This is a genomic window from Citrobacter sedlakii NBRC 105722, assembly GCF_000759835.1.
GTDB lineage: Bacteria > Pseudomonadota > Gammaproteobacteria > Enterobacterales > Enterobacteriaceae > Citrobacter_A > Citrobacter_A sedlakii.
The window spans coordinates 14,613-37,977 of record NZ_BBNB01000004.1 but is presented as its reverse complement, the minus strand read 5'-3'; the positions used below and the strand labels follow the sequence as shown (position 1 = coordinate 37,977).

Annotated in this window: 25 protein-coding genes; 15 read left to right on the top strand and 10 right to left on the bottom strand. The window is 50.3% G+C overall.

The features are described from left to right. The 3 genes from spoT to gmk are packed head-to-tail and all read right to left on the bottom strand — an operon-like array spanning position 1 to position 3,090. Complete coding sequence (gene spoT / locus CSE01S_RS08970) at positions 1 to 2,118, bottom strand: bifunctional GTP diphosphokinase/guanosine-3',5'-bis pyrophosphate 3'-pyrophosphohydrolase (RefSeq protein WP_042287072.1); 2,118 nt, start codon at positions 2,116 to 2,118, stop codon at positions 1 to 3. 18 nt (positions 2,119 to 2,136) lie between these two features. Further along, positions 2,137 to 2,412: a DNA-directed RNA polymerase subunit omega gene (gene rpoZ / locus CSE01S_RS08965; RefSeq protein ID WP_000135058.1), complete on the bottom strand. Its 276-nt coding sequence runs from the start codon at positions 2,410 to 2,412 to the stop codon at positions 2,137 to 2,139. 54 nt (positions 2,413 to 2,466) lie between these two features. Further along, positions 2,467 to 3,090, bottom strand: coding sequence for a guanylate kinase (gene gmk / locus CSE01S_RS08960; protein ID WP_042287070.1), 624 nt, complete (start codon positions 3,088 to 3,090; stop codon positions 2,467 to 2,469). A gap of 255 nt (positions 3,091 to 3,345) precedes the next feature. Between gmk and ligB the strand changes: the two genes are divergently transcribed. Next, a complete protein-coding gene (gene ligB / locus CSE01S_RS08955) occupies positions 3,346 to 5,031 on the top strand; it encodes an NAD-dependent DNA ligase LigB (RefSeq protein WP_042287066.1) in 1,686 nt (561 codons plus the stop codon). Here the strand turns inward: ligB and CSE01S_RS08950 are convergent. Both CSE01S_RS08950 and CSE01S_RS08945 read right to left on the bottom strand, forming a co-directional pair. Continuing rightward, positions 5,025 to 5,642, bottom strand: coding sequence for a trimeric intracellular cation channel family protein (locus tag CSE01S_RS08950; RefSeq protein WP_042287064.1), 618 nt, complete (start codon positions 5,640 to 5,642; stop codon positions 5,025 to 5,027). The two genes, ligB and CSE01S_RS08950, sit on opposite strands and share 7 nt — an antisense overlap. A gap of 251 nt (positions 5,643 to 5,893) precedes the next feature. Next, positions 5,894 to 6,757, bottom strand: a complete 864-nt coding sequence (locus tag CSE01S_RS08945; protein WP_042287061.1) for a YicC/YloC family endoribonuclease — start codon at positions 6,755 to 6,757, stop codon at positions 5,894 to 5,896. A 125-nt stretch (positions 6,758 to 6,882) separates the two neighbouring features. Here CSE01S_RS08945 and rph point away from each other — a divergent pair, with 125 nt between their 5' ends. Together rph and pyrE are read left to right on the top strand one after the other, a co-directional pair. Continuing rightward, the gene (gene rph, locus CSE01S_RS08940) at positions 6,883 to 7,599 is read left to right on the top strand and encodes a ribonuclease PH (protein WP_042287059.1); all 717 of its coding nucleotides are present in this window, start codon (positions 6,883 to 6,885) and stop codon (positions 7,597 to 7,599) included. 89 nt (positions 7,600 to 7,688) lie between these two features. Beyond that, positions 7,689 to 8,330 (top strand): orotate phosphoribosyltransferase, encoded by a 642-nt coding sequence (gene pyrE, locus CSE01S_RS08935; protein ID WP_042287057.1) that lies wholly within the window; start codon positions 7,689 to 7,691, stop codon positions 8,328 to 8,330. Positions 8,331 to 8,416: 86 nt separating this feature from the next. Here pyrE and slmA read toward each other — a convergent pair whose 3' ends face one another. The 3 genes from slmA to coaBC all read right to left on the bottom strand — a co-directional run bounded on the left by slmA (position 8,417) and on the right by coaBC (position 10,778). Next, entirely contained in the window at positions 8,417 to 9,013 is a 597-nt protein-coding gene (gene slmA / locus CSE01S_RS08930) for a nucleoid occlusion factor SlmA (protein ID WP_042287055.1), read from the bottom strand. A gap of 108 nt (positions 9,014 to 9,121) precedes the next feature. Further along, positions 9,122 to 9,580, bottom strand: coding sequence for a dUTP diphosphatase (gene dut / locus CSE01S_RS08925; protein WP_042287053.1), 459 nt, complete (start codon positions 9,578 to 9,580; stop codon positions 9,122 to 9,124). Continuing rightward, on the bottom strand, positions 9,558 to 10,778 hold the full coding sequence (gene coaBC / locus CSE01S_RS08920) for a bifunctional phosphopantothenoylcysteine decarboxylase/phosphopantothenate--cysteine ligase CoaBC (protein ID WP_167333854.1): 1,221 nt from the start codon (positions 10,776 to 10,778) through the stop codon (positions 9,558 to 9,560). Before coaBC ends, dut begins: the two co-directional genes overlap by 23 nt. Before the next feature lie 172 nt (positions 10,779 to 10,950). Here coaBC and radC point away from each other — a divergent pair, with 172 nt between their 5' ends. The 4 genes from radC (at position 10,951) to mutM (ending at position 13,168) form a co-directional block, all read left to right on the top strand. Next, positions 10,951 to 11,616, top strand: a complete 666-nt coding sequence (gene radC, locus CSE01S_RS08915; RefSeq protein WP_042287048.1) for a RadC family protein — start codon at positions 10,951 to 10,953, stop codon at positions 11,614 to 11,616. A gap of 217 nt (positions 11,617 to 11,833) precedes the next feature. Next, entirely contained in the window at positions 11,834 to 12,070 is a 237-nt protein-coding gene (gene rpmB / locus CSE01S_RS08910; RefSeq protein WP_003024071.1) for a 50S ribosomal protein L28, read from the top strand. Positions 12,071 to 12,092: 22 nt separating this feature from the next. Then, the gene (gene rpmG, locus CSE01S_RS08905; RefSeq protein WP_001051798.1) at positions 12,093 to 12,260 is read left to right on the top strand and encodes a 50S ribosomal protein L33; all 168 of its coding nucleotides are present in this window, start codon (positions 12,093 to 12,095) and stop codon (positions 12,258 to 12,260) included. Between the two features lie 98 nt (positions 12,261 to 12,358). Beyond that, positions 12,359 to 13,168, top strand: coding sequence for a bifunctional DNA-formamidopyrimidine glycosylase/DNA-(apurinic or apyrimidinic site) lyase (mutM, locus tag CSE01S_RS08900; protein WP_042287044.1), 810 nt, complete (start codon positions 12,359 to 12,361; stop codon positions 13,166 to 13,168). 40 nt (positions 13,169 to 13,208) lie between these two features. Here the strand turns inward: mutM and coaD are convergent, their stop codons facing one another. Next, positions 13,209 to 13,688 (bottom strand): pantetheine-phosphate adenylyltransferase, encoded by a 480-nt coding sequence (coaD, locus tag CSE01S_RS08895; RefSeq protein ID WP_042287041.1) that lies wholly within the window; start codon positions 13,686 to 13,688, stop codon positions 13,209 to 13,211. An 8-nt stretch (positions 13,689 to 13,696) separates the two neighbouring features. Next, positions 13,697 to 14,974: a lipid IV(A) 3-deoxy-D-manno-octulosonic acid transferase gene (waaA, locus tag CSE01S_RS08890; protein WP_042287039.1), complete on the bottom strand. Its 1,278-nt coding sequence runs from the start codon at positions 14,972 to 14,974 to the stop codon at positions 13,697 to 13,699. 410 nt (positions 14,975 to 15,384) lie between these two features. Here waaA and rfaQ point away from each other — a divergent pair, with 410 nt between their 5' ends. The 8 genes from rfaQ to rfaY are packed head-to-tail and all read left to right on the top strand — an operon-like array spanning position 15,385 to position 23,224. Then, entirely contained in the window at positions 15,385 to 16,455 is a 1,071-nt protein-coding gene (rfaQ, locus tag CSE01S_RS08885; RefSeq protein WP_072014975.1) for a lipopolysaccharide core heptosyltransferase RfaQ, read from the top strand. Further along, positions 16,452 to 17,576 carry a glycosyltransferase family 4 protein gene (locus tag CSE01S_RS08880; RefSeq protein WP_042287037.1) on the top strand — a complete coding sequence of 375 codons (1,125 nt, stop codon included), beginning with the start codon at positions 16,452 to 16,454 and terminating at the stop codon, positions 17,574 to 17,576. Before rfaQ ends, CSE01S_RS08880 begins: the two co-directional genes overlap by 4 nt. Then, a complete protein-coding gene (gene rfaP / locus CSE01S_RS08875) occupies positions 17,569 to 18,366 on the top strand; it encodes a lipopolysaccharide core heptose(I) kinase RfaP (RefSeq protein ID WP_042287032.1) in 798 nt (265 codons plus the stop codon). Before CSE01S_RS08880 ends, rfaP begins: the two co-directional genes overlap by 8 nt. Positions 18,367 to 18,401: 35 nt before the next feature. Then, a complete protein-coding gene (locus CSE01S_RS08870) occupies positions 18,402 to 19,337 on the top strand; it encodes a WaaS/CpsH family glycosyltransferase (protein WP_042287030.1) in 936 nt (311 codons plus the stop codon). 39 nt (positions 19,338 to 19,376) lie between these two features. Beyond that, complete coding sequence (waaB, locus tag CSE01S_RS08865; RefSeq protein ID WP_042287027.1) at positions 19,377 to 20,456, top strand: lipopolysaccharide 1,6-galactosyltransferase; 1,080 nt, start codon at positions 19,377 to 19,379, stop codon at positions 20,454 to 20,456. A gap of 5 nt (positions 20,457 to 20,461) precedes the next feature. After that, on the top strand, positions 20,462 to 21,475 hold the full coding sequence (gene waaO / locus CSE01S_RS08860) for a lipopolysaccharide 3-alpha-galactosyltransferase (RefSeq protein ID WP_042287024.1): 1,014 nt from the start codon (positions 20,462 to 20,464) through the stop codon (positions 21,473 to 21,475). A gap of 20 nt (positions 21,476 to 21,495) precedes the next feature. Then, positions 21,496 to 22,512, top strand: a complete 1,017-nt coding sequence (locus tag CSE01S_RS08855; RefSeq protein ID WP_042287021.1) for a glycosyltransferase family 8 protein — start codon at positions 21,496 to 21,498, stop codon at positions 22,510 to 22,512. A 13-nt stretch (positions 22,513 to 22,525) separates the two neighbouring features. Further along, positions 22,526 to 23,224, top strand: coding sequence for a lipopolysaccharide core heptose(II) kinase RfaY (gene rfaY, locus CSE01S_RS08850; RefSeq protein WP_042287017.1), 699 nt, complete (start codon positions 22,526 to 22,528; stop codon positions 23,222 to 23,224). Positions 23,225 to 23,365: the final 141 nt, after the last annotated feature.

The following is a 23,365-nucleotide window of genomic DNA, read 5'->3' as shown; positions in this document are numbered from 1 at the left end:
CTAGTTTCGGTTACGGGTGACTTTAATCACGTCCGGCATGACGCGGATTTTGCGCATGATATTCGCCAGATGTACGCGATCGCGTGCGGTAAGACGAATAAAGGCGCTGTAGACGCGACCATCTTTTTCTTCTGTATTCAGGCTTTGAATATTGGAGGTCGTGGTGTTGATTGCCGCCGTCAGGTTAGCCAGCGCGCCCTGATGGTTAAACATATCCACTTTGATCTCGGTGATAAATTCCTGCGCCGTCTCTTTGTCCCACTCAACGGCCATAAACTTCTCTGGCTCTTTCTGGTAGCCGCGGATGTTACGGCAGGACTCGTGGTGAATCACCAGGCCTTTACCGGGGCTGACGTGGGCGATGATCGGGTCGCCAGGGATCGGACGGCAGCATTTGGCGAAGGTAATCAGTACGCCGTCTGCGCCTTTGATCGGCAGATGTCCGTGGCCCGTTGCGGCAGGCTGCGCCGTCGTGGTAGACGCCTCACCCTGCTGCAGGTTTTTCGCCACCACCACGCTCATGGCGTTACCGAGGCCGATTTCCGCCAGCAGGTCGTCAAGCGTGGCCAGTTTCATACGTTCAAGCTCGCGCTGGATATTCTCCTGCGGAATTTCAGCCAGTTTACGGCTACCGCCCAGGGCATGGTTGAGCAGGCGGCGTCCGAGGCTAACGGAATCGTCACGTTTAAGGTTTTTCAGCAGTTGACGAATCTTGGCGCGGGCTTTTGAACTGACAACGAAGTTAAGCCACGCGGCATTGGGACGAGCGCCCGGCGCGGTAATGATCTCCACCGTCTGACCGCTGGTAAGCGGCTGTGACAGCGGGTAAGGCTGTCTGTCGACGCGAGCGCCCACGCAGGCGTGACCGATGTCGGTGTGCACGGCGTATGCGAAGTCGACCGGGGTGGCGCCGGCTGGCAGTTCGACAATGCGGCCTTCCGGGGTGAAAACGTAAATCTCATCGGGGAAAAGATCGGATTTAACGCTTTCAATAAACTCAAAGGAGCTGCCTGCGCTTTGCTGTAGCTCAAGCAGACTCTGCATCCAGCGCTGAGCGCGGATTTGCGCGGTGGTGCTGGTCTCGCCATGCTCTTTATAAGCCCAGTGCGCCGCAACCCCCATCTCCGCCATCTGATCCATATCTTCAGTGCGGATTTGCACCTCAACAGGAACGCCGTGTGGGCCGATCATTGAGGTATGCAGCGACTGATAGCCGTTCGCTTTCGGAATGGCGATATAGTCCTTCACGCGGCCAGGACGCGGCTTGTAAAGGCTGTGCATCTGGCCGAGCACGCGGTAGCAGGTATCGGCGTCATGAACGATGACGCGGAAGGCGTAAATGTCCATGATCGAATGAAAACGCTGCTCTTTAAGCACCATTTTGCAGTAGATGGAATAGAGATGCTTCTCGCGTCCACTGACGCGACAGGGAATCCCTGCTTCCTGTAGCCGTCCTTCAATTTCAGAGAGGATTTTCTGGATCATCTCTTTACGGTTGCCGCGAGCGGCTTTGACGACTTCTTTAATTACCCGATAGCGGTTGGGATACAGCGCCTCAAAACCCAGCTCTTCCAGCTCGGTTTTAATGTGATGGATACCTAAACGGTGTGCCAGCGGGCTGTAAATTTCAAGCGTTTCGCGGGCGATGCGGCGACGTTTATCCGGGCGCAAAGAACCCAGTGTGCGCATGTTATGGGTACGGTCAGCAAGTTTGATGAGAATGACGCGGATATCCTGCACCATCGCCATAATCATCTTGCGAAAGTTTTCGGCCTGCGCCTCTTTCTTGTCGCGGAACTTAAGCTTATCTAGCTTCGATACCCCTTCGACCAGTTCAGCAACGCTTTTACCAAATAGCTGCTCCATGTCCTGGTAGGTGGCGGGGGTATCTTCAATCACGTCATGCAACAGCGCGGCCATCAGCGTTTCATAGTCGAGCTTCATCTCGGCCAGAATGCAGGCTACGGCAACAGGGTGCGTGATGTAAGGTTCACCGCTTGAACGTGTCTGGCCCTCGTGAGCGTCACGTGCAACGAGATACGCCTGCCGAAGACGTTTGATTTGGTCTTCAGGCAGGTAGGTTTGAATCAGCTGATTCAGGCTTTCAAACAGATACAAGGGCGACCCGCTTTGTGATTAACGACGACCTTCAGCAATCGCGGTAACGGCTTGTAATTCAGCGGCTTCCTGCTCTTGCTGTTCCTGGCGCTCACGTACGTCGAGGATCTGGTTGTTGATCAGACCTTCTTCGATTTCGCGCAGTGCGATTACGGTAGTTTTATCGTTTTCTTCCGGTACGAGCGGATCCTTTCCGCCTACCTGCATCTGACGAGCGCGACGCGCGGCGACCAGTACCAGGTCAAAACGGTTACCAATTTTCTCTACAGCGTCCTGAACAGTTACGCGTGCCATACTTAAAATGCTCCACAGGTGAAGAAATGACTGGGCATAATACTGAAAGTGGGTTCAGTCTGCCAACAGTTTGCTGATTAAAGCGTCATGGCGCTGCTTTTGGCGGCTCATGCGCAGACGTTCGGCGCGAATGATGGTTTTCAGATCGCCCAGCGCGGTGTCGAAATCATCATTCACAATAAGATAATCATATTCGGCGTAATGGCTCATTTCTGCAACAGCCTGCGCCATCCGTTTTGCGATAACGTCTTCGCTATCCTGACCACGACCACGTAGACGACGATCCAGTTCGATTTTGGAGGGCGGCAAAATGAAGATACTCCGCGCATGCGGCATTTTCTGCCGAATTTGCTGAGCGCCCTGCCAGTCGATATCCAGAAAAACATCCACGCCCGTTGCGAGAACTTGCTCAATCGCCTCGCGCGAAGTGCCGTAATAATTACCGAACACTTCGGCGTGCTCAAGGAAGGCATCCTGACCGATCATGGTTCTGAACTCATCGTGGTTGACGAAGAAATAGTGTTCGCCGTGAACCTCACCCGGGCGCGGCGCACGCGTGGTGTGAGAAACAGAAACCTGGGTGTCGTACAACGGTTGGGTTTTCAATAAAGCCTGAATCAGACTGGATTTACCCGCGCCACTGGGGGCAGAAACAATATAAAGCGTGCCTTGAGCCATGAGTATCTTACGTATGTGATTATCAAATTGAACCTACATACGGGCTTATTATACACGTCACCGCAACGCGACGTAGCTTTTGTCACACTTTTTGCGCCAGATTGTTGCGTTTTGCGAGCCTGTTTCCTGATTTAACCGACATTCTCTACAACAACTGCGAATGTCTGGAAGCCCGTGCGCAAAAGAATATATTGCCGCTCGGCTTTACCTGTGTGACGCGCTATACCTGCTCGCCAACAGACACGGGAGGCGGTAATGAAAAGAGGGATAGCGATCATAGTAGGGCTGCTGTGGTGTTCGCAGGTCTGGGGGTTATGCCCGACGTGGTCGGCGGCCAGAGCTCAGGACGAGTTATCCCGTTTACAACAACAGATTTCACGTTGGGACGACGCCTACTGGAAGGACGGGAAAAGCAACGTAGAGGACGGCGTTTACGATCAGATGCGTGCCCGACTGGCTCAGTGGCAGCGCTGCGTTGGCGAAGACGTATTGCCCGGCGACTTGCCGCCCGCTATTGGCGGCGCTGCCTCCCATCCGGTTGCCCATACCGGCGTTAAAAAGCTGACGGATAAGCGCGCGGTGCGACAATGGATGCGTGAACGCGGCGATCTGTGGGTGCAACCAAAAGTGGATGGCGTAGCGATTACCCTGGTGTATCGGGAGGGCGCGTTAACCCAGGCGATCAGCCGTGGCGATGGCCTGAAAGGCGAAGACTGGACCGCAAAAGCGCAGCGAATATCAGCCATTCCCCAGACCGTTACGGGGGCGCTGGCAAACAGCGTTCTGCAGGGTGAAATCTTTTTGCCCCGTGAGGGGCATATACAGAAAAAAATGGGGGGCATGAATGCACGTTCAAAGGTGGCTGGCCTGTTGATGCGCAAGGATAACGCCAGCGCATTACGTTCGCTGGGCGTTTTCATCTGGGCCTGGCCCGACGGACCTGATCGCATGGCTGTAAAACTCAGGCAACTGAGCGCTGCGGGCTTTACGTTGACGGAAAAATATACTCTGTTAGTGAAAAGCGCTGAAGACGTTGAGCGTGCCCGCACGCGGTGGTGGACGTCAGGCTTGCCTTTTGTGACCGATGGTGTCGTTGTCCGGACTGGCGACGAGCCAGCATCACGCGACTGGTTGCCGGGGCAGGGAAACTGGCTGGCGGCCTGGAAATATCCGCCAGTGGCCCAGGTGGCGGAAGTCACGGCGATCCATTTCACGGTCGGTAAGAGCGGAAAAGTTGCAGTGGTGGCGATGCTCGCTCCCGTCATGCTGGATGATAAACGGGTGCAGCGGGTGAATCTCGGTTCGATCAGACGCTGGCAAGAGTGGGATATCGCGCCGGGCGATCATATTCTCGTCAGCCTTGCCGGACAAGGGATCCCGCGCATTGATAAGGTGGTCTGGCGCGTTAGCGATCGGACAAAACCCGTGCCACCGGAAAATCGCTATAACTCGTTGACCTGTTTCTATGCCACCGCTGAATGCCAGGAGCAGTTTCTCTCCCGGTTGGTCTGGATTGGCTCGCGTGGCGCGTTAGGGATAGAGGGGATAGGTGAGTCGGGTTGGCGAGCGCTTCATCAACATCATCATTTTGCGCATATCTTTTCGTGGCTTGCTCTGACGCCTGAGCAAATCAAGAACACGCCTGGGTTAGCGCAGGCCAAAGGCGAGCAGCTTTGGCATCAGTTCAACCTCGTCCGCAAACAGCCGTTTACCCGCTGGCTAATGGCGATGGGAATACCACTGACGCAGACCGCGTTAAATGCCAGTGGGGCGCGTTCATGGCAGCAGATGGTCTCGAACAGCGCACACTACTGGCAGCAACTTCCCGCAACAGGCGCACGCCGTGCTGCATGGGTTATCCAGTGGCTCGCTCACGCAGAAATAAAAGCGCTCAGCCAGTGGCTGGGGAGTCAGCGTATTGATGGCTTTAGCGCTCAGTGACCCTCATGGCGATAATAAAATACCGGCAAACCCAGCTTAAGACGGAGCGCCAGTAAACGTGCGACAAAACCGAACATTAGCGTTGAGATCACAACAACGTCATGGCTGGAGACATAGTGCTGCAAGATAATGTAAAGCACGGCGGAGGCGAAGGAGACGCCAGCGTACAGTTCTTTCTGAAAGACAAGCGGAATGCGTTTGCAGAACATATCGCGTAATACGCCGCCGAAAACGCCCGTTGTCACGGCAGCAACGACGGCAATTATGGGGCCGTGCCCCATATCCAGCGCGACCTGGGCACCAATTATTGAAAAGACGACCAGCCCTAAAGCGTCTAACACCAGAAAGAGTTTGCGCAGGTAAGGCATCACCGGTGCCACAATGGTGGTCAGAACAGCGGCGGTGGCGACGATGATGACGTATTCGGGATGTTTCACCCAACCGAGAGGATAGTGACCAAGCAGAATATCGCGAACGGAACCGCCACCGATGGCTGTCGCGGTAGCAATAATAATGACGCCAAAAGTATCCATACGGCGACGACCCGCGGCCAGCGCGCCCGTCATGGCCTCAGCGGTGATTCCTATCAGGTACAGAATATGTAACAGCATGGCTCTCCCTCATCTTTAGCGCGGTAGAGAGTAGCGATTTGTGCGGTATATCACGATTGAGATTTTCTAACGCAATGGCTTTTTAATAAATTTCGCTCATGCGATTATGCCACTCAACCCATCTTACATAGGGTATTCGATAAAAAGAGGTTGTTATAATGATGAGAAAATATAATGCCTGGGAGACAAATAAGTTGATATTCAGGGAAACGTAACGCCGCCCGAACGCAGCGGGCGACGTTTGTTGGCATTTACTCGATATTCTGGATCTGCTCGCGCATTTGCTCGATCAACACTTTCAGTTCGATGGCGGAGTTAGTGACGTCGGCATTGATAGATTTTGACGCCAGCGTATTCGATTCACGGTTGAATTCCTGCATCATGAAGTCCAGACGGCGGCCCACCGCCTCTTTTTTCTTCAGGATGTTGTAGGTTTCTTTGACGTGAGCTTCCAGGCGATCCAGTTCTTCCGCCACATCAATACGCTGGGCCATCATCACCAGCTCCTGTTCCAGACGGTTATTTTCCAGCTGCACCTGAGCGTCTTCCAGTTTGGCGACCAGACGTTCACGTTGCCATTGCAGGATTTCCGGCATATGGGCGCGAACTTTTACCACTTCGGCGCTGACGCCCTCCAGACGCTGTTCGATGAGCGCTTTCAGTGCTTGCCCTTCTGTTTCGCGGGCAATAATGAAGTCGTCCAGCGCGCCGTCCAGCGCGGTCAGGATTTCAGCGGCAATGGCATCGAGATCCTGCTCCTGAGCTGCCATAACGCCGGGCCAGCGAAGGATATCAACCGGATTGATTTCCCCTTCATCGCTCTGCATTTTGACCCAGTTGGCCGCGTTCACCAGCTGTTTGGCGAGTTTCTCATTGAGAATGAGTTCGCCCTGCGCGCTGGCGTCGGGCTCAAAACGTAGCGTGCATTCGATTTTCCCACGCGTCAGGCGCGTACGGATACGTTCGCGAACAACAGGCTCAAGGCTACGGAACTGCTCCGGCAGACGAAAGTAAGTTTCCAGATAACGCTGGTTTACCGAGCGCATTTCCCAGGTCGCGCTACCCCATTCACCCTTGATTTCACGCCGGGCGTAGGCGGTCATACTGCGGATCATAGACGTTCCTGTTTTTAAAGGAGAGATGGGACGATTATAGCCATCCCGGCCTTGTCAGGATAGGAATAAGAGCGGGAAGTCCGTATAATGCGCAGCCACATTCGTTTCAAGCCGGAGATTTCAATATGCGTCCAGCAGGCCGTAGCGCTAATCAGGTGCGTCCCGTAACCCTGACCCGTAACTATACAAAACATGCTGAAGGCTCGGTGCTGGTCGAATTTGGCGATACTAAAGTGCTGTGCACCGCCTCGATTGAAGAAGGCGTCCCGCGCTTTCTGAAAGGGCAGGGCCAGGGCTGGATCACGGCGGAATATGGCATGCTGCCGCGCGCGACCCATACCCGTAACGCTCGTGAAGCGGCGAAAGGTAAGCAGGGTGGGCGCACGATGGAAATCCAGCGTCTTATCGCCCGCGCGCTGCGCGCTGCGGTGGATCTCAAAACGCTGGGCGAATTTACCATCACGCTGGACTGCGACGTGATCCAGGCCGACGGCGGTACGCGTACGGCATCCATTACTGGTGCCTGCGTTGCGCTGGCCGATGCGCTGAATAAGCTGGTGGCAAGCGGTAAGCTAAAAACCAATCCAATGAAAGGCATGGTGGCGGCAGTATCCGTCGGGATCGTCAACGGCGAAGCGCTTTGCGATCTGGAGTACGTCGAAGACTCCGCAGCAGAAACGGACATGAATGTTGTGATGACCGAAGACGGGCGCATCATTGAAGTACAGGGCACGGCAGAAGGCGAGCCGTTTAGCCATGAAGAACTGCTCACCCTGTTGGCGTTGGCCCGGGGGGGAATCGAATCCATTGTCGCGACGCAGAAGGCGGCGTTGGCAAATTGATTTTAAGGCGACCAGTGAGTCGCCTTTTTTTTGTCTGCGGTTTTCGAAACAGATTTCGTAAATGATGAAAGTGAAAGAGGAGCGAATCCATGAAACCATATCAGCGCCAGTTTATTGAATTTGCGCTTAACAAACAGGTACTCAAGTTTGGCGAATTTACGCTGAAATCCGGGCGCAAAAGCCCCTATTTCTTCAACGCCGGGCTGTTTAATACCGGGCGCGATCTGGCACTGTTAGGCCGTTTTTACGCCGAAGCGTTAGTGGATTCCGGAATTGAATTCGATCTGCTCTTTGGTCCTGCTTACAAAGGCATCCCGATTGCGACAACCACCGCGGTCGCGCTGGCTGAGCACCATGACAAAGATCTGCCGTACTGTTTTAACCGCAAAGAAGCGAAAGATCACGGCGAGGGCGGTAGCCTGGTCGGTAGCCCGCTGCAGGGGCGCGTTATGCTGGTCGATGATGTGATCACTGCCGGTACCGCGATACGCGAGTCGATGGAGATTATCCAGGCCAACGGCGCGACGCTGGCAGGCGTGCTGATCTCTCTGGATCGTCAGGAACGGGGTCGCGGTGAAATCTCCGCCATTCAGGAGGTTGAGCGCGACTACGGCTGTCAGGTGATTTCTATCATCACCCTGCAAGACCTGATTGCCTATCTTGAAGAGAAGCCGGAAATGGCAGGTCATTTGGCGGCGGTGCGGGCGTATCGCGAAGCGTATGGTGTGTAATTTACGGACCCGGTAGCGTTGCGCTTACCGGAGCTGTGTTATTTCTTTGTAAGCCGGATAAGGTGAAACCGCCATCCGGCTTTTTGTTATTGCAACTGCGCAGCGAGCAACGGCCAGCGGGCGTCGAAATCGTCCGTAGGACGGTATTTGAATTCGCTACGCACAAAGCGTGAAAGCATGCCTTCACAGAAAGCCAGTATCTGGCTTGCCAGCAGCGTTTCGTCCGTAACGTATCCTTCGCCTTCACGCATACGCTTTTCGCGCAGCACTTGACGCAGCTGCGCCTCAATACGCTCAAACAGTTGATTAATGCGACCCTGCAAACGGTCCTGTTCAAACATCAGCGCATGGCCGGTCAGGATACGCGTCAGCCCAGGGTTACGTTCACCGAATCCCAGAATCAGCAACACAATCAGGCGCAAACGGGTGCTGGTGTCTTTTTCATCTTTCAGTATCAGGTTGATACGCGTGATCAGGCTGTCTTCGATAAACTCTATCAGGCTATCGAACATGCGAGTCTTGCTGGGAAAGTGGCGATACAACGCCGCTTCGGACACGCCGACAGAAGCCGCCAGTTTTGCCGTGGTGATGCGTTGGCTTCCATCGCTGGATTCCAGCATCAGCGCCAGAGACTGAAGTATTTCTTCGCGACGGTTCCTTTTCGCAGTTTGTTTTTCTGCCATGTTACAAAATACCCCTGAAAATAAGCACTTGCCAGGCGAGCATCCACACTATGACCGCAAACCCGGCGTTTGCGGTGATGTTATGACGTTATTGGGATGCGTAATGCCTTACTTACGACCGGAATGGCCGAAACCGCCCTCACCACGATCGGTGGCGTCAAAATCTTCTACCAGATTAAATTCAGCCTGCACAACCGGCACGAAAACCATCTGCGCAATACGTTCGCCTGGCTCAATGGTGAAGCTGTCCTGCCCACGGTTCCAGACAGAAACCATCAACTGCCCCTGATAGTCGGAATCGATCAGGCCCATCAGGTTGCCCAATACGATACCATGCTTATGGCCCAGGCCAGAACGCGGCAGGATAACGGCAGCCAGAGACGGATCGGCGATATGAATCGCCAGACCGGTTGGCAGCAGAGTGGTTGCGCCCGGTGCCAGTTCTACGGCGTCATCGAGACAGGCTCGCAGGTCAAGTCCGGCAGAACCGGAGGTGGCATAGGTCGGCAGCGGGAATTGCTTGCCAACACGCGGGTCCAGAATCTTAACGTCGATTTTTTTCATCATAACGGGTCACGATCTCGTCGAGTAATAATTGGCCCAGGAGTGCTTTGCGCTCAAGCGGTAAGACTTTATCTCCATCCTGCCAGAAAAGGTGTAACGCATTGCTGTCGCTATTAAATCCTTGATTAGAAAGCGAAACGTCGTTAGCGCAGATCAGATCAAGGTTTTTACGGATACGCTTTTGCCGGGCGTATTCTTCCACATTATTTGTTTCCGCGGCAAACCCAACGACAAAGGGGCGAGAATCTTTCAGCGCGGCGACCCCGGCGATAATGTCAGGGTTTTTGACCATTTTTACTGTTAATTCATCTCCCTGCGTGGCCTGTTTTTTTATTTTTTCACTGGCGACGGCGGCGGCCCGATAGTCTGCCACCGCCGCACAGCCGATAAAAATATGCTGTTGCTTAACGGCGGACTGAACCGCAGCTTCCATCTCCAGTGCGGTCATGACGTCTACACGCTGTACAAAAGGCGGCGTGGGTAATGACACCGGACCGGAAACCAGCGTGACGTTTGCGCCACGGCGAGCGGCAGCGGCGGCGATAGCAAAGCCCATCTTACCGGAGCTGTGATTGGAAATATAACGCACCGGATCGAGCGGCTCGCGCGTCGGGCCCGCGGTAATCATGATGTTAAGATGTTGCAGGTCGTTGACAGGCAAAAAATGCGCCGCGGCCATATCAACGATAGTCAGGGGATCCAACATCCGCCCCGGACCGACATCGCCGCACGCCTGGCTACCGCTATCCGGTCCCCAGATTATCAGGCCGCGAGAGGCGAGCACCGCCAGATTATGCTGTGTGGCGGCAGCGCGGTACATTTGCTGGTTCATCGCCGGTAACACGGCAACGGGCGCCGGTGTCGCCAGACAAATAGTGGAAACCAGATCGTTGGCCATCCCCGCGGCAACCCGTGCGATGAGATCCGCCGTGGCGGGGGCAAGAATCACTAAATCAGCCCATTTTCCCAGCTCAATATGACCCATTGCGGCTTCCGCTGCGGGATCAAGCAGGCTGTCCGAAACAGGATACCCGGAAACCGCCTGTAGGCTCAGTGGGGTGATAAAGGCTTTTGCCGCTTCGGTCATTGCCACACGGACATCAGCGCCGCGTTCGCGCAGGCGACGCACCAGTTCAGGGGTTTTGTAGGCGGCTATGCCGCCGCTGACGCCGAGAACGATCTTTTTACCGGCCAGGCTCATCATGATATTTCCTGTTGGGTGACACCAGAAGGCGGACATTTTATCACAATCCTTAAACTGCCGTGTGCTCGCTCATGAATCACTTTGCGAGGCGCTACGCAGGCGTGAAAACTCACCGTCGAATCCCCAAAAGCGCTATGCCAACATGCCCGCTGGCAGAGGGGAGAGAAAAATGGAAACCGTTGAGTGCAGATGGCCGAGGGAAAAATTGTTGGCGCAGGGGGTTGAGACGCTCACGGATGCCGAGCTGCTGGCGCTCTTTTTACGTACGGGAACGCAGGGGAAAGATGTTTTTACGTTGGCGAAAGAGATCCTCAACCATTTTGGGTCTTTGTACGGCTTGCTGACTGCCGACTACGCCCAGTTCGTTAAGGTCACAGGGATTGGCGTGGCAAAGTATGCGCAGTTGAAGGGAATTGCGGAGCTGGCGCGGCGCTTTTATGACGTTCGGCTTAAAGAAGAAAATCCGTTACTGAGTCCGGAAATGACGCGAGCGTTTCTGCGCAGCCAGTTCGCCGGCGAAGAACGTGAGGTGTTTATGGCGATTTTCCTTGACGCTCAGCACAAGGTTATTAAACATAGCCGCCTTTTCTCGGGGACGCTGAGCCATGTTGAGGTGCATCCACGTGAAATTGTTCGGCAGGCGATCAAAATTAACGCTTCAGCGGTGATCCTTGCCCATAATCACCCGTCGGGGTGTGCAGAGCCGAGCAAAGCGGATAAACTCATCACCGAGCGTGTGGTAAAATGCTGCCAGTTCATGGACATCCGTGTGCTTGATCATCTTGTTATGGGGCGCGGCGAGTACGTTTCTTTTGCGGAACGCGGTTGGATTTGACCGACTTTGCGCGATCCATCGGGATCTTTGTCTGTTCGGGACTTGAGCACATCGCTGACTCAGCGTATACTACGCCACCTTTGAGAATCTCGGGTTTGGCATTTGGGCCTGGCAATCGAGAGTTCAATAGAACTATGCGATGACCGGGCTGTAAAGCCTGACGAGGCGCCGATACCCCATACGAAGCTCGAGCTAATTTGATTTTTGGAGAATAGACATGTCCCGAGTCTGCCAAGTTACTGGCAAGCGTCCGGTGACCGGTAACAACCGTTCCCACGCACTGAACGCGACTAAACGCCGCTTCCTGCCTAACCTGCACTCTCACCGTTTTTGGGTTGAGAGCGAAAAGCGTTTTGTCACCCTGCGTGTATCTGCTAAAGGTATGCGTGTAATTGATAAGAAAGGCATCGAAACAGTTCTGTCCGAACTGCGTGCCCGTGGCGAAAAGTACTAAGTACTTAAAGAGGAAATAAATCATGGCTAAAGGTATTCGTGAGAAGATCAAGCTGGTTTCTTCTGCTGGTACTGGTCACTTCTATACCACTACGAAGAACAAACGTACTAAGCCGGAAAAACTGGAACTGAAAAAATTCGATCCAGTTGTTCGTCAGCACGTGATCTACAAAGAAGCGAAAATTAAATAATTCTCGCTTTGCTGTAACGAAAAACCTCGCTCAGGCGGGGTTTTTTGTTTTCTGGCTGTCCCCATATAAGTGAGAGCGGAAACACAACCGGAGACGCTATGCCTGAATTACCTGAAGTCGAAACCAGCCGCCGCGGTATTGAGCCGCATCTGGTCGGGGCCAAAATTCTGCATGCTCATGTGCGTAATGGCCGTCTGCGTTGGCCAGTCTCTGAAGAGATCTATCGTCTGAGCGACCAGCCGGTGCTCAGTGTTCAGCGCCGTGCCAAATATCTTCTGCTGGAGCTTCCTGACGGATGGATCATTATCCATCTGGGAATGTCGGGCAGCTTGCGTATCCTTCCTGAAGAACTTCCTGCTGAAAAGCATGATCACGTCGACTTAGTGATGAGCAATGGTAAAGTTCTACGCTACACCGATCCTCGTCGTTTTGGCGCCTGGCTGTGGACGAAGGTGCTGGAAGGGCATAACGTGCTGGCGCATCTGGGGCCTGAACCGCTCAGCGACGATTTCAACGGCGAGTATTTGCATCAGAAGTGCGTGAAAAAGAAAACGGCGATTAAACCCTGGTTGATGGACAACAAGCTGGTGGTGGGCGTCGGGAATATTTACGCCAGTGAGTCTCTGTTTGCCGCAGGCATTCATCCTGACCGCCTGGCATCGTCGTTGTCTGAAGCGGACTGTGAACTGTTGGTGCGGGTGATTAAGGCTGTTTTACTGCGATCCATCGAGCAGGGTGGGACGACGCTAAAAGATTTTCTGCAAAGTGATGGCAAGCCGGGCTATTTTGCTCAGGAACTGCAGGTATATGGCCGTAAGGGCGAGCCGTGCAGAGTATGCGGTACGCCGATTATCGCGACGAAGCACGCCCAGCGCGCGACGTTTTACTGTCGCCGCTGTCAGAAGTAAAACGTAAAGAGATGGCCGGATGACATCCGGCATTAGCCGTTTAGTTAAGCTTATCCATTAACGCTTGATGGATATTGTCTGGCAGGAAGTGGGTGACATCGCCCGCATGGCGCGCGACCTCTTTAACCAGCGACGAAGAAATAAAAGACCACTCCTTCGACGGCATTAAAAACACGCTTTCCAGCTCTGGCATCAGATGACGGTTCATGTGCGCCAGCTGCATCTCATATTCAAAATCCGCCACGGCGCGGAGTCCGCGAATCAGGATAGTCGCCTGCTGTTCGCGGGCAAAATTCGCCATCAAATCACTGAACCCCCGCACCTCGACGTTGGGCAAGTGCGCAGTAGCCTGGCGCGCGAGGGCGACGCGCTCGTCCAGCGAAAACAGGGGTTTTTTACTGGGGCTGGCGGCAATCGCCAGAATGACGTGATCAAACATCTGCGTGGCGCGCGTGATGATATCGATATGGCCGTTGGTCAGCGGATCAAACGTGCCCGGATAGATTGCCCGTTTTTGCATAACAGCCCTCAATGCGTTTTCGGTGGCAGATAAGGTTCCAGCAGTTGTAGTAAGCGCTGGAGCGCGCCCTGGTTTTGATACAGCACTTCAACTGCGTGACGACCATAAAAATTACGATAATCGGCGTCGGTCAGTAAAGAGGAAACTTCTTTGGCGAGGCTGGTGGCGTCGGTGACGGTAATCAGACCGCTGGCTTGCTCCAGACGAGCGCAGATATCTTTAAAGTTAAAGGTGTGAGGACCCATCAGCACCGGGATCGCGTGCGCGGCAGCTTCCAGCGGGTTATGCCCACCTCGCTCAACCAGCGATCCTCCGACAAAGGCGAGATCCGCAATGCCGTAAAGCAGCATGAGTTCACCCATTGTATCGCCAACCACCACCTGGGTACTGGCCGAGGGCACCTCGCCAGAAGAGCGTGTGGTGTAACTGAGACCTGCCTCACGAACGAGATTAATCGCATCCGGGAAGCGCTCCGGATGACGGGGCACTAGGATCAGCAGCAGGTTGGGGAACTGGTGGAGCAATGCCTGATGCGCGGCGATGACAATACTCTCTTCGCCATCATGAGTGCTGGTGGCGATCCACACCGGGCGGTGGGGGGCCCACTGACGGCGCAGCGTAACCGCTTTTGCCGCAAGCTGCGGCGTAACGGAGATATCAAACTTCAGGCTGCCGGTTACGGTGACCTGATTATTCTTCGCGCCCAGCGTCACAAAGCGCTGACCATCTTCTTCATTTTGCGCCGCAATTAGCGTAATACGGCGAAGGATTCGGCGGATAAATTTCCCCAGCTTCGCGTAACCGTTGGCAGAACGGGCGGAAAGACGCGCATTGGCGATGACCAGCGGGATGTTGCGCTTATGCAGCGCGGCGATCAGGTTCGGCCACAGTTCGGTTTCCATAATCAATACCAGTTTGGGGTCGACCTTATTGAGGAAGCGGCCAAGCGCATCGGGTAAATCATAGGGAAGATAGACGTGCTGGACATCGCTGCCGAAAGCGGACTGAACCCGCTCAGAGCCGGTTGGCGTCATGGTGGTGACGGTAATCGGCAGATCAGGATAGCGATGCCGTAACGCGCGAACTAAAGGAATAGCCGCCAGCGTTTCGCCGACGGAGACAGAATGAAGCATGATCCCGCCCGGCTTAAGAGGGCGGCGGTAAAAGCCGTAGCGTTCACCCCAGCGTTTACGGTAGGCCGGGGCCTTACGTCCGCGCACCCACAGCCGTATCCAGATCAGCGGCTGAATCAGGTAAAGAAGGGCGGTGTAAAGCAATTCGAGCATAGTAAATAGCTGACTTATGGATGTGCTGGGGATTCTATGTATTTAGCCAGGGCTTTACCATTACTTTTCCTGTTTTTGACTTAAATAGCCTTAAGTCTGGCTAATAAAGCCTGTCAGACACAGAATTTTTGCATTTTTATGCGATTTATTGATTTTTGCGCCCTGAAGCGGGCATCGTGCGTTTGATAAGCCGTTAAGAAAGCCCAGATAAATTAATTATCAATATGATTTAAAAAACAAAAAATCGCTAACTGCTTAAAGTTTATTCGTGTCGGATCGCAGCGAAAGAAGTGATACACTAGCGGATAAAAGTCAGTGCGGTATCAGTAATCAGGTAGCTGTTGAGCCTGGGGCGGTAGCGTGCTTTTTTCTGCTTAAATTACCGGATAATCACAACAAAAGAGTCGCGTGTGGAAAAGCCTTTTCGAAAAATTCTGGTTATCAAGATGCGTTTCCACGGGGATATGCTTTTAACCACTCCCGTTATTAGTACGCTGAAAAAAAATTATCCTGACGCCAAAGTCGATGTGCTTCTTTACCAGGACACGATACCTATTTTGTCTGAAAACCCTGAGATAAATGCGCTTTATGGCATCAGTAATAAGGGGGCGGGAACGGCAGATAAAATCAAAAATGCGCTTTCGCTGATTAAGACTTTACGCAGTAATCAGTATGACCTGGTCATTAATCTTACCGACCAGTGGATCGTGGCGCTGATAGTCCGGTGCCTGAATGCCAGGGTAAAAATATCCCAGGACTTTGCCAACCGTCAGTCCGTCTTCTGGAAAAACAGTTTTACGCACCTCGTTCCCTACCGCGGCGAACATGTTGTTGAGCGGACATTGTCTGCGCTCTGCCCGCTTGGGCTGGAGCATGTGGTAACGGAAACGACGATGAGTTATCTGCCAGAGCACTGGGAAAACATGCGTCAGCAGCTGGCGAAACTCGGCGTGACGCGCCAGTATGTGGTGATTCAGCCAACTGCAAGGCAATTATTTAAGTGCTGGGATAACGAAAAATTTTCCCGCGTCATTGATGCCCTTGAACGTCGTGGTTATCAGGTTGTGCTGACGTCCGGCCCGTCCGCAGACGATTTAGCCTGCGTAGAAGAAATCGCCCAGGGGTGTGAAACCAAACCGGTTACTGGCCTTGCGGGAAAAACCCGCTTCCCTGAATTAGGCGCGTTGATCGACCATGCCGTGCTCTTTATTGGCGTCGATTCTGCACCCGGACACATTGCCGCCGCGGTTAAAACACCGGTGATATGCCTTTTTGGCGCGACAGACCACGTTTTCTGGCGTCCCTGGACTGACAATATTATTCAGTTTTGGGCGGGAGATTATCAGACAATGCCTCAGCGACGTGAACTGGATCGAAATAAAAAATATATGTCCGTTATACCTGCAGAGGACGTGATTGCGGCGACGGAAAAAATGTTGCCACAAAATGCGCAAATTATTGGGATGGATGCGTCGGTATGATCGTTGCTTTTTGTCTGTATAAGTATTTTCCGTTTGGCGGATTACAACGTGACTTCCTGCGTATTGCTCAAACCGTCGCTGCGCGTGGACATCAGGTTCGCGTTTACACTCAGTCCTGGGAAGGGGAATATCCCGAAGGATTCGAACTGATTCACGTGCCGGTAAAATCACGGACCAACCACGGACGTAATGCAGAGTATTACGCGTGGGTGCAGGCGCATCTCCGAGCGCATCCGGTGGATCGGGTCGTCGGCTTTAACAAAATGCCGGGTCTGGATGTCTATTTTGCCGCTGATGTCTGTTATGCCGAGAAGGTTGCGCAGGAGAAAGGTTTTTTCTATCGCCTGACATCCCGTTACCGCCACTATGCGGCGTTTGAACGGGCGACGTTCGAACAGGGTAAGCCCACGCAACTGATGATGCTGACCGATAAACAGATTGCTGATTTCCAGAAGCATTATCAAACCGAAGCGGAACGTTTCCATATCCTCCCGCCAGGGATCTATCCGGACAGAAAATACAGTGCGCAAATCCCGGACGCTCGCGAGGTTTATCGTCAGAAGAACGGGATCGCCGGACAGCAAAATTTGTTGTTGCAGGTGGGGTCCGACTTTACGCGTAAAGGCGTGGATCGATCGATTGAAGCGCTGGCTTCCCTGCCGGAGGCGCTGCGCCACAATACGCTGCTGTATGTTGTTGGCCAGGACAAGCCCAGAAAATTTGAAGCGCTGGCGGAAAAACGCGGCGTACGGGGTAATGTGCATTTTTTCTCCGGGCGTAATGATGTGGCAGAGCTGATGGCCGCCGCTGATATACTGCTGCACCCTGCTTACCAGGAAGCGGCAGGTATCGTTTTGCTTGAGGCGATTGCCGCCGGGTTGCCGGTCCTCACGTCGGCGGTATGTGGTTTTGCCCACTATATTGAAGACGCTAACTGTGGTGTTGCCATCACTGAGCCCTGGAAACAAGAAGCACTAAACGACATTTTACGTAAAGCGCTGACGCAGCCATCATTGCGCAACGCATGGGCTGAAAACGCACGCCATTATGCGGATACGCAAGATTTGTACAGTCTGCCGGAAAGAGCGGCGGACATCATTACAGGTGATCTGGATGGTTGAACTGAAGGAACCGTTAGCCACGTTATGGCGCGGTAAAGATGCTTTTGAGGAAGTTAAAACGCTGCAGGGAGACGTTTTCAGGGAACTGGAAACCCGCCGTACGCTGCGATTTGAACTGGCGGAGAAAAGCTATTTCCTTAAATGGCATCGGGGCACTTCGCTCAAAGAGATCGTCAAAAATTTACTTTCGCTACGCATGCCGGTTTTAGGGGCCGACAGAGAGTGGAACGCCATCCATCGTCTCCGGGATGTGGGGGTGGATACTATGCACGGAGTGGGTTTTGGTGAGAAAGGTTTAAATCCGCTGACCAAAACTTCGTTTATTATTACCGAAGATCTAACGCCCACTATCAGCCTGGAAGATTACTGCGCGGAATGGGCGTCAAACCCGCCTGACGTAAAGATTAAGCGAATGCTTATTCACCGCGTCGCAACGATGGTTCGTAAAATGCACGCGGCCGGTATCAATCACCGCGACTGCTATATTTGCCACTTTCTCCTGCACCTGCCCTTTTCGGGGCATGAGAGCGAGCTTAAGGTGTCCGTCATCGATCTCCATCGTGCGCAAATTCGAAGCAAAGTGCCTCGCCGCTGGCGCGATAAAGATCTGATCGGCTTGTATTTCTCGTCCCTGAATATTGGCTTGACGCAGCGGGATATCTGGCGGTTTTTGCAGGTGTACTTTGAGGCGCCATTAAGCGCGATTTTACGGGATGAAACTAAGTTATTAAGTGCAGCAAAAATTAAAGCAGAAAAAATAAAAGAAAGAACAATAAGAAAAGGGTTGTGATTTGTATGAAATTGATGAGCCACAGTTAACAGCAAATGAAAATATATTTTATAAACTGGAAAGCTGATTATGAGACTCACATGATTAGCTATTTACATAAACATTACCCGGTTACAAATATTGATGTCCCATCACGATATGTCTGGTGGGGTAAGAAATTAACAAAAATTGGTATTCAACCTGATTGGCTTGGTAAAAAATTTATTCATAAAAGCATTGCAGATTTAAAGCCAACGGATGTTGCTGTCTTTAATGATAGCGTAATAAATAAAGGCCTGACTCCTTATATTATCAAAAATTTGAATTGTCGAAAGGTGCTATTATTAAGGAATACCGTAAGCATTCCTTTTTTGAAGGAGTGGAGTCATGCTTTTGATATTATTTATGATTTTGAAAATCGCGGTCACTTTAATGACAAATTAAAATATATTGGCCAATTTTTTCCTGTTGGTTTGAAAGAAATTGATAAATATGTTTTGGCGAATAAGAAAACAAAAAAACCTGTATGCTTTTTTTTAGGTAGAGATAAAAAAAGGCTACCGGAAATAATTAAATTGGCAGACAAACTTACATCCTTTAATCTGCAATTAGATTTTAATGTGGTTAAAGACTATGAAACGAATGATGACTCTGGATTTCTGATCGACGAACCATTATCTTATAAAGAAAATTTAGCGCATGCTCTTGCTTCAGATATCATTGTGGATATTACTCAGCAAAACCAGTCGGGTTGGACACTTCGGGTTCTCGAAGCACTATATTTTAATAAAAAAATAATTACAAATAATCTCAGCGTGCTGGATTCAGAGGTATTTTCAAGGGATCGTTTTTTTGTTCCTGGATATCACTCGTGGGGTGATTTTGAATGGTTTTTACAGTCATCGATTGCACCGTTGTCACCAGAAGTCCTCTATTCTTACAGCCCTGACCGTATGATTGAAAAAGTTATTGAAGACTTCCAGGCGTTGTAAATTAATCACATTCAATAGTGACAGTTAATCTGGAAATTTATGAAAGTAGCATTTATTGGTGAAGCTGTTTCAGGTTTTGGTGGCATGGAAACGGTTATCCGGGATGTCATTAACCACTTACAAGAAAAACCCTTCGGGCATACGTGCGACATGTTTTTCTTTTGTCGAAATGACAAAATGGATAAAGCATGGTTGAATAATATCAACTATTCATGCTCTTTCTCAAACACCCGACTCGGTTTTTTGCGTCGCGCAAAGCATATTAATGCATTTAACAAGTGGCTAAAAGAAACACGGCCTGATGTTGTGATTTGTATTGACGTGTTATCTTGTCTTTTTGCCAGTAAAGCGCGAAAAAAATCGGGTGTGGATTTCACCCTTTTTTCCTGGCCACATTTTTCGCTTGATCATAAAAAACATGCTGAGTGTATCATCCATGCAGATTACCATCTGGCAATAAGCTCCGGGATTAAAGAGCAGATGATAGCGCGTGGTATAGAGCAAAGTCGAATCAGCGTTATTTTTAATCCGGTATCAAGAAAATCGACTATCGTTTATCCACCTGAGCCGGGTCAGCCTGCGGTATTCCTTTACGTTGGGCGTATGAAGTTCGAAGGGCAAAAAAGAATCAAGGACTTGCTCGATGGGCTGTCTCGAGCGGAAGGGGATTGGCGACTACATGTGATTGGCGATGGTTCTGATTTTGAGAAATGTCAAAAGTACGGGCAGGATCTGGGGATTGGCGAACGTATTACCTGGCATGGATGGCAGGGTTCACCGTGGGATGTGGTAAAGAAAGAAATAAAAAACGTGACGGCGTTATTACTGACGTCCTCTTTTGAGGGTTTTCCAATGACGTTACTGGAAGCAATGTCATATGGTATACCCTGCATCAGTTCTGACTGTATGTCGGGTCCGCGAGATATGATTCAACCGGGTATAAATGGTGAGCTTTTCCCTCCTGGGGATATCAAGCAATTCGTTAACCTGCTAAATCATTCTATTGCAGGCAGTGTGATATATAATAATAATCTGATTCCAGCGTCCATCGATAACTTCTATAATGATATTTATTTTGAAAATTTAGAAAGTACAATTTCTGCTAAAAATAATAAGTGATCACTATGACGACAAAGTACTTTGACGAAAAAGTCATTCAGCAAACTTTAGATTATAATTATACAGAGCATAGTGATGTTGAATGTTTTAACATTGCCTATGGCATCGACAAGAACTTTCTGTTTGGCTGTGGCGTATCCATTGCTTCTATTCTGATCGCTAACCCAGAAATACCGCTGGCATTTCATGTCTTCACAGATTTTTTCAGCGATGACGATCGTGCGCGTTTTCATGCGCTGGCTGAACAATATTCTACTCGGATCGCTGTCCATTTAGTGGATTGCGAGCAACTCAAATCATTACCCAGCACAAAAAACTGGTCCTACGCGACATACTTTCGATTTATCATCGCCGATCGCTTTGCGGGTAAAACCGATAAGGTGCTGTACCTGGATGCGGATATTGCCTGTAAAGGAAGCATTCAGGAACTGATTGATCTGCATTTTACCGAGCACGAAATTGCAGCAGTTGTTGCCGAAGGAGAAACCGAATGGTGGACGAAACGTTCGGTCAGTCTGGCAACGCCGGGTCTGGTGTCCGGTTATTTCAATGCAGGCTTCTTACTTATCAATATTCCTCGCTGGGCGCAGGAAGATATCTCGCGTAAAGCCATTGAAATGTTGCGCGATCCGGATGTTGTTCAGCGCATAACGCACCTGGATCAGGATGTACTCAATATGCTGCTGGTGGACAAGGCGCGTTTTGTGGATAAAAAGTTCAATACCCAGTTCAGCATTAACTATGAATTAAAGGAAAGGGTGTTAAACCCTGTCAATGAAAGCACCGTGTTTATACATTATATCGGTCCGACAAAACCATGGCATCAGTGGGGAAATTATCCTGTTGCTCAAAGCTTTTTGAATGCGAAAAAGCTGTCACCCTGGTCTAGTGTTGACTTGCTAAAACCTAAAAATAGCCATCAGTTGCGCTATGCAGCAAAGCACATGTTTAACCAGAAAAAGTACGTTGCTGGTGTGATGGATTATTTATATTACTTTAAAAGTAAGCTTGTTAAATAAATATAACTATAGGTGATGCAGTGAACTCATTTCCTGAAATAGAGATAACAGAGTTTAAAGTTTTTGATGAACGCTTAAATGACTGCGATGAAACGTTACATATCTCTTATGGCATTGATGAGAATTATCTTGATGGCGTGGGTGTCTCCATTTCTTCTGTTCTCCTGCATAATAAAATAAATGTCGAATTTCATATTATCTGCGATCGTTATGTCCAGAGTTTCATTGAAAAAATTGCCTTACTTGCGAATCAGTATCACGTTAAAATTTCGCTTTACACCATTAACGTGAGCTGCCTTGAAGTTTTGCCAAGAACAAAGGTCTGGTCCAGGGCAATGTATTTTCGCCTGTTTGCATTTAATTATCTTCGTCAAAAAATGGATAGATTACTCTATCTTGATGCCGATGTTGTCTGCAAAGGATCGCTTGAGGCGCTTTTAGCGATAGATCTGACAGATAAAATTGCTGCGGTTGTTAAAGATGTTGATTCTATCCAGGCAAAAGTTGATGAGCGCTTACCCGCTTATCATCTACAGGGGCGCTACTTTAACTCTGGTGTTGTGTTAGTCAATCTCCAGCAGTGGACGGCGCAGTGTTTAACAGAACACGCGCTTTCATTGTTAACCGGAGAAGAAGGTCAATCTCCATTTTTCAAATATCCCGATCAGGATGTGTTAAATATCCTGCTAATTGATAAAGTGGTCTTTTTACCACGCGAATACAATACTATTTATACCATTAAAAGTGAATTGAAAGATAAAACACATCTGAATTATTTAAACGTCATTACAAATAATACAAAATTGATTCATTATACCGGGGCAACTAAACCCTGGCATGCTTGGGCAAAGTATCCTTCTGTTATTTATTTCACCACTGCGCAGGTTAAATCACCATGGCAGACTGTCCCGGCTAAAAATGCAAAAACCATGGTGGAGTACAAAAAAAGATATAAACACCTTCTGGTTCAGAAGCATTATTTACAAGGAATAATCGCAGGCGCCGCCTATCTCTATCGAAAAATTTTAGCGAAATAAATTTCCCACAATTATGATTACTGAAACAAAAATAAAAAATTATACTGTCTTCGTTAAACAAGACGGGCAAAAATACATCGATATTTTCACTGATTTTCTTAACCACAATCTTAGCGTATTAAAAGTCTTTCGTAGTATTGAAGATACCAAGGTCGTATTGATCGATACCGAGCATGGTAAATATATTCTGAAGATTTTTCACCCTAAAGTAAAAAACACTGAGCGATTTTTCAAATCGCTGGTGAAAGGGGACTACTACGAAAAACTTTTCTACCAGACGGATCGTGTTCGCCAGGAAGGGTATGATGCGTTAAATGATTTTTATCTGTTGGCAGAAGTGAAAACGCTGCGTTATGTCCACACCTATATCATGATTATTGAGTACATCGAAGGTGTGGAACTGGCCGACATGTCTGACATCTCTTCTGACATAAAGAGCAAGATTAAGCATTCGATCGAGGGACTTCACCAACATGGTATGGTCTCAGGCGACCCGCATAAGGGTAACTTTATATTACAGGATGGTGAGATAAGGATCATTGACCTGTCCGGAAAAAGACCCTCTCGTCAACGGATGGCTAAAGACAGAATCGATTTAGAACGTCATTATGGCATTGAAAACACGAGCAAAGATCTGGGTTACTATCTTTTGGTCTACAAGAAAAAATGGCGTAATTTTTTGCGTCGTCTGAAAGGCAAAAGTGTGCGCTAAGTTTGACTGTGATATCCCGGATATTGCAATTGGCAGGTCTAAATGCAAAAATGGCGTTGTATATTTTATGAGCAGGTTCAGTACTCTATTTCGATTACCCTCGCTAAAGATAAGCTATGAACACTTACCTCAAAGATTCAT

Bases quoted from the DNA above. Each gene is read 5' to 3' on its own strand.
- rpoZ (WP_000135058.1), bottom strand. From the start codon at position 2,412: ATGGCACGCGTAACTGTTCAGGACGCTGTAGAGAAAATTGGTAACCGT.
- gmk (WP_042287070.1), bottom strand. From the start codon at position 3,090: ATGGCTCAAGGCACGCTTTATATTGTTTCTGCCCCCAGTGGCGCGGGT.
- ligB (WP_042287066.1), top strand. From the start codon at position 3,346: ATGAAAAGAGGGATAGCGATCATAGTAGGGCTGCTGTGGTGTTCGCAG.
- CSE01S_RS08950 (WP_042287064.1), bottom strand. From the start codon at position 5,642: ATGCTGTTACATATTCTGTACCTGATAGGAATCACCGCTGAGGCCATG.
- CSE01S_RS08945 (WP_042287061.1), bottom strand. From the start codon at position 6,757: ATGATCCGCAGTATGACCGCCTACGCCCGGCGTGAAATCAAGGGTGAA.
- rph (WP_042287059.1), top strand. From the start codon at position 6,883: ATGCGTCCAGCAGGCCGTAGCGCTAATCAGGTGCGTCCCGTAACCCTG.
- pyrE (WP_042287057.1), top strand. From the start codon at position 7,689: ATGAAACCATATCAGCGCCAGTTTATTGAATTTGCGCTTAACAAACAG.
- slmA (WP_042287055.1), bottom strand. From the start codon at position 9,013: ATGGCAGAAAAACAAACTGCGAAAAGGAACCGTCGCGAAGAAATACTT.
- dut (WP_042287053.1), bottom strand. From the start codon at position 9,580: ATGATGAAAAAAATCGACGTTAAGATTCTGGACCCGCGTGTTGGCAAG.
- coaBC (WP_167333854.1), bottom strand. From the start codon at position 10,778: ATGAGCCTGGCCGGTAAAAAGATCGTTCTCGGCGTCAGCGGCGGCATA.
- radC (WP_042287048.1), top strand. From the start codon at position 10,951: ATGGAAACCGTTGAGTGCAGATGGCCGAGGGAAAAATTGTTGGCGCAG.
- rpmB (WP_003024071.1), top strand. From the start codon at position 11,834: ATGTCCCGAGTCTGCCAAGTTACTGGCAAGCGTCCGGTGACCGGTAAC.
- rpmG (WP_001051798.1), top strand. From the start codon at position 12,093: ATGGCTAAAGGTATTCGTGAGAAGATCAAGCTGGTTTCTTCTGCTGGT.
- mutM (WP_042287044.1), top strand. From the start codon at position 12,359: ATGCCTGAATTACCTGAAGTCGAAACCAGCCGCCGCGGTATTGAGCCG.
- coaD (WP_042287041.1), bottom strand. From the start codon at position 13,688: ATGCAAAAACGGGCAATCTATCCGGGCACGTTTGATCCGCTGACCAAC.
- waaA (WP_042287039.1), bottom strand. From the start codon at position 14,974: ATGCTCGAATTGCTTTACACCGCCCTTCTTTACCTGATTCAGCCGCTG.
- CSE01S_RS08880 (WP_042287037.1), top strand. From the start codon at position 16,452: ATGATCGTTGCTTTTTGTCTGTATAAGTATTTTCCGTTTGGCGGATTA.
- rfaP (WP_042287032.1), top strand. From the start codon at position 17,569: ATGGTTGAACTGAAGGAACCGTTAGCCACGTTATGGCGCGGTAAAGAT.
- CSE01S_RS08870 (WP_042287030.1), top strand. From the start codon at position 18,402: ATGAAAATATATTTTATAAACTGGAAAGCTGATTATGAGACTCACATG.
- waaB (WP_042287027.1), top strand. From the start codon at position 19,377: ATGAAAGTAGCATTTATTGGTGAAGCTGTTTCAGGTTTTGGTGGCATG.
- waaO (WP_042287024.1), top strand. From the start codon at position 20,462: ATGACGACAAAGTACTTTGACGAAAAAGTCATTCAGCAAACTTTAGAT.
- rfaY (WP_042287017.1), top strand. From the start codon at position 22,526: ATGATTACTGAAACAAAAATAAAAAATTATACTGTCTTCGTTAAACAA.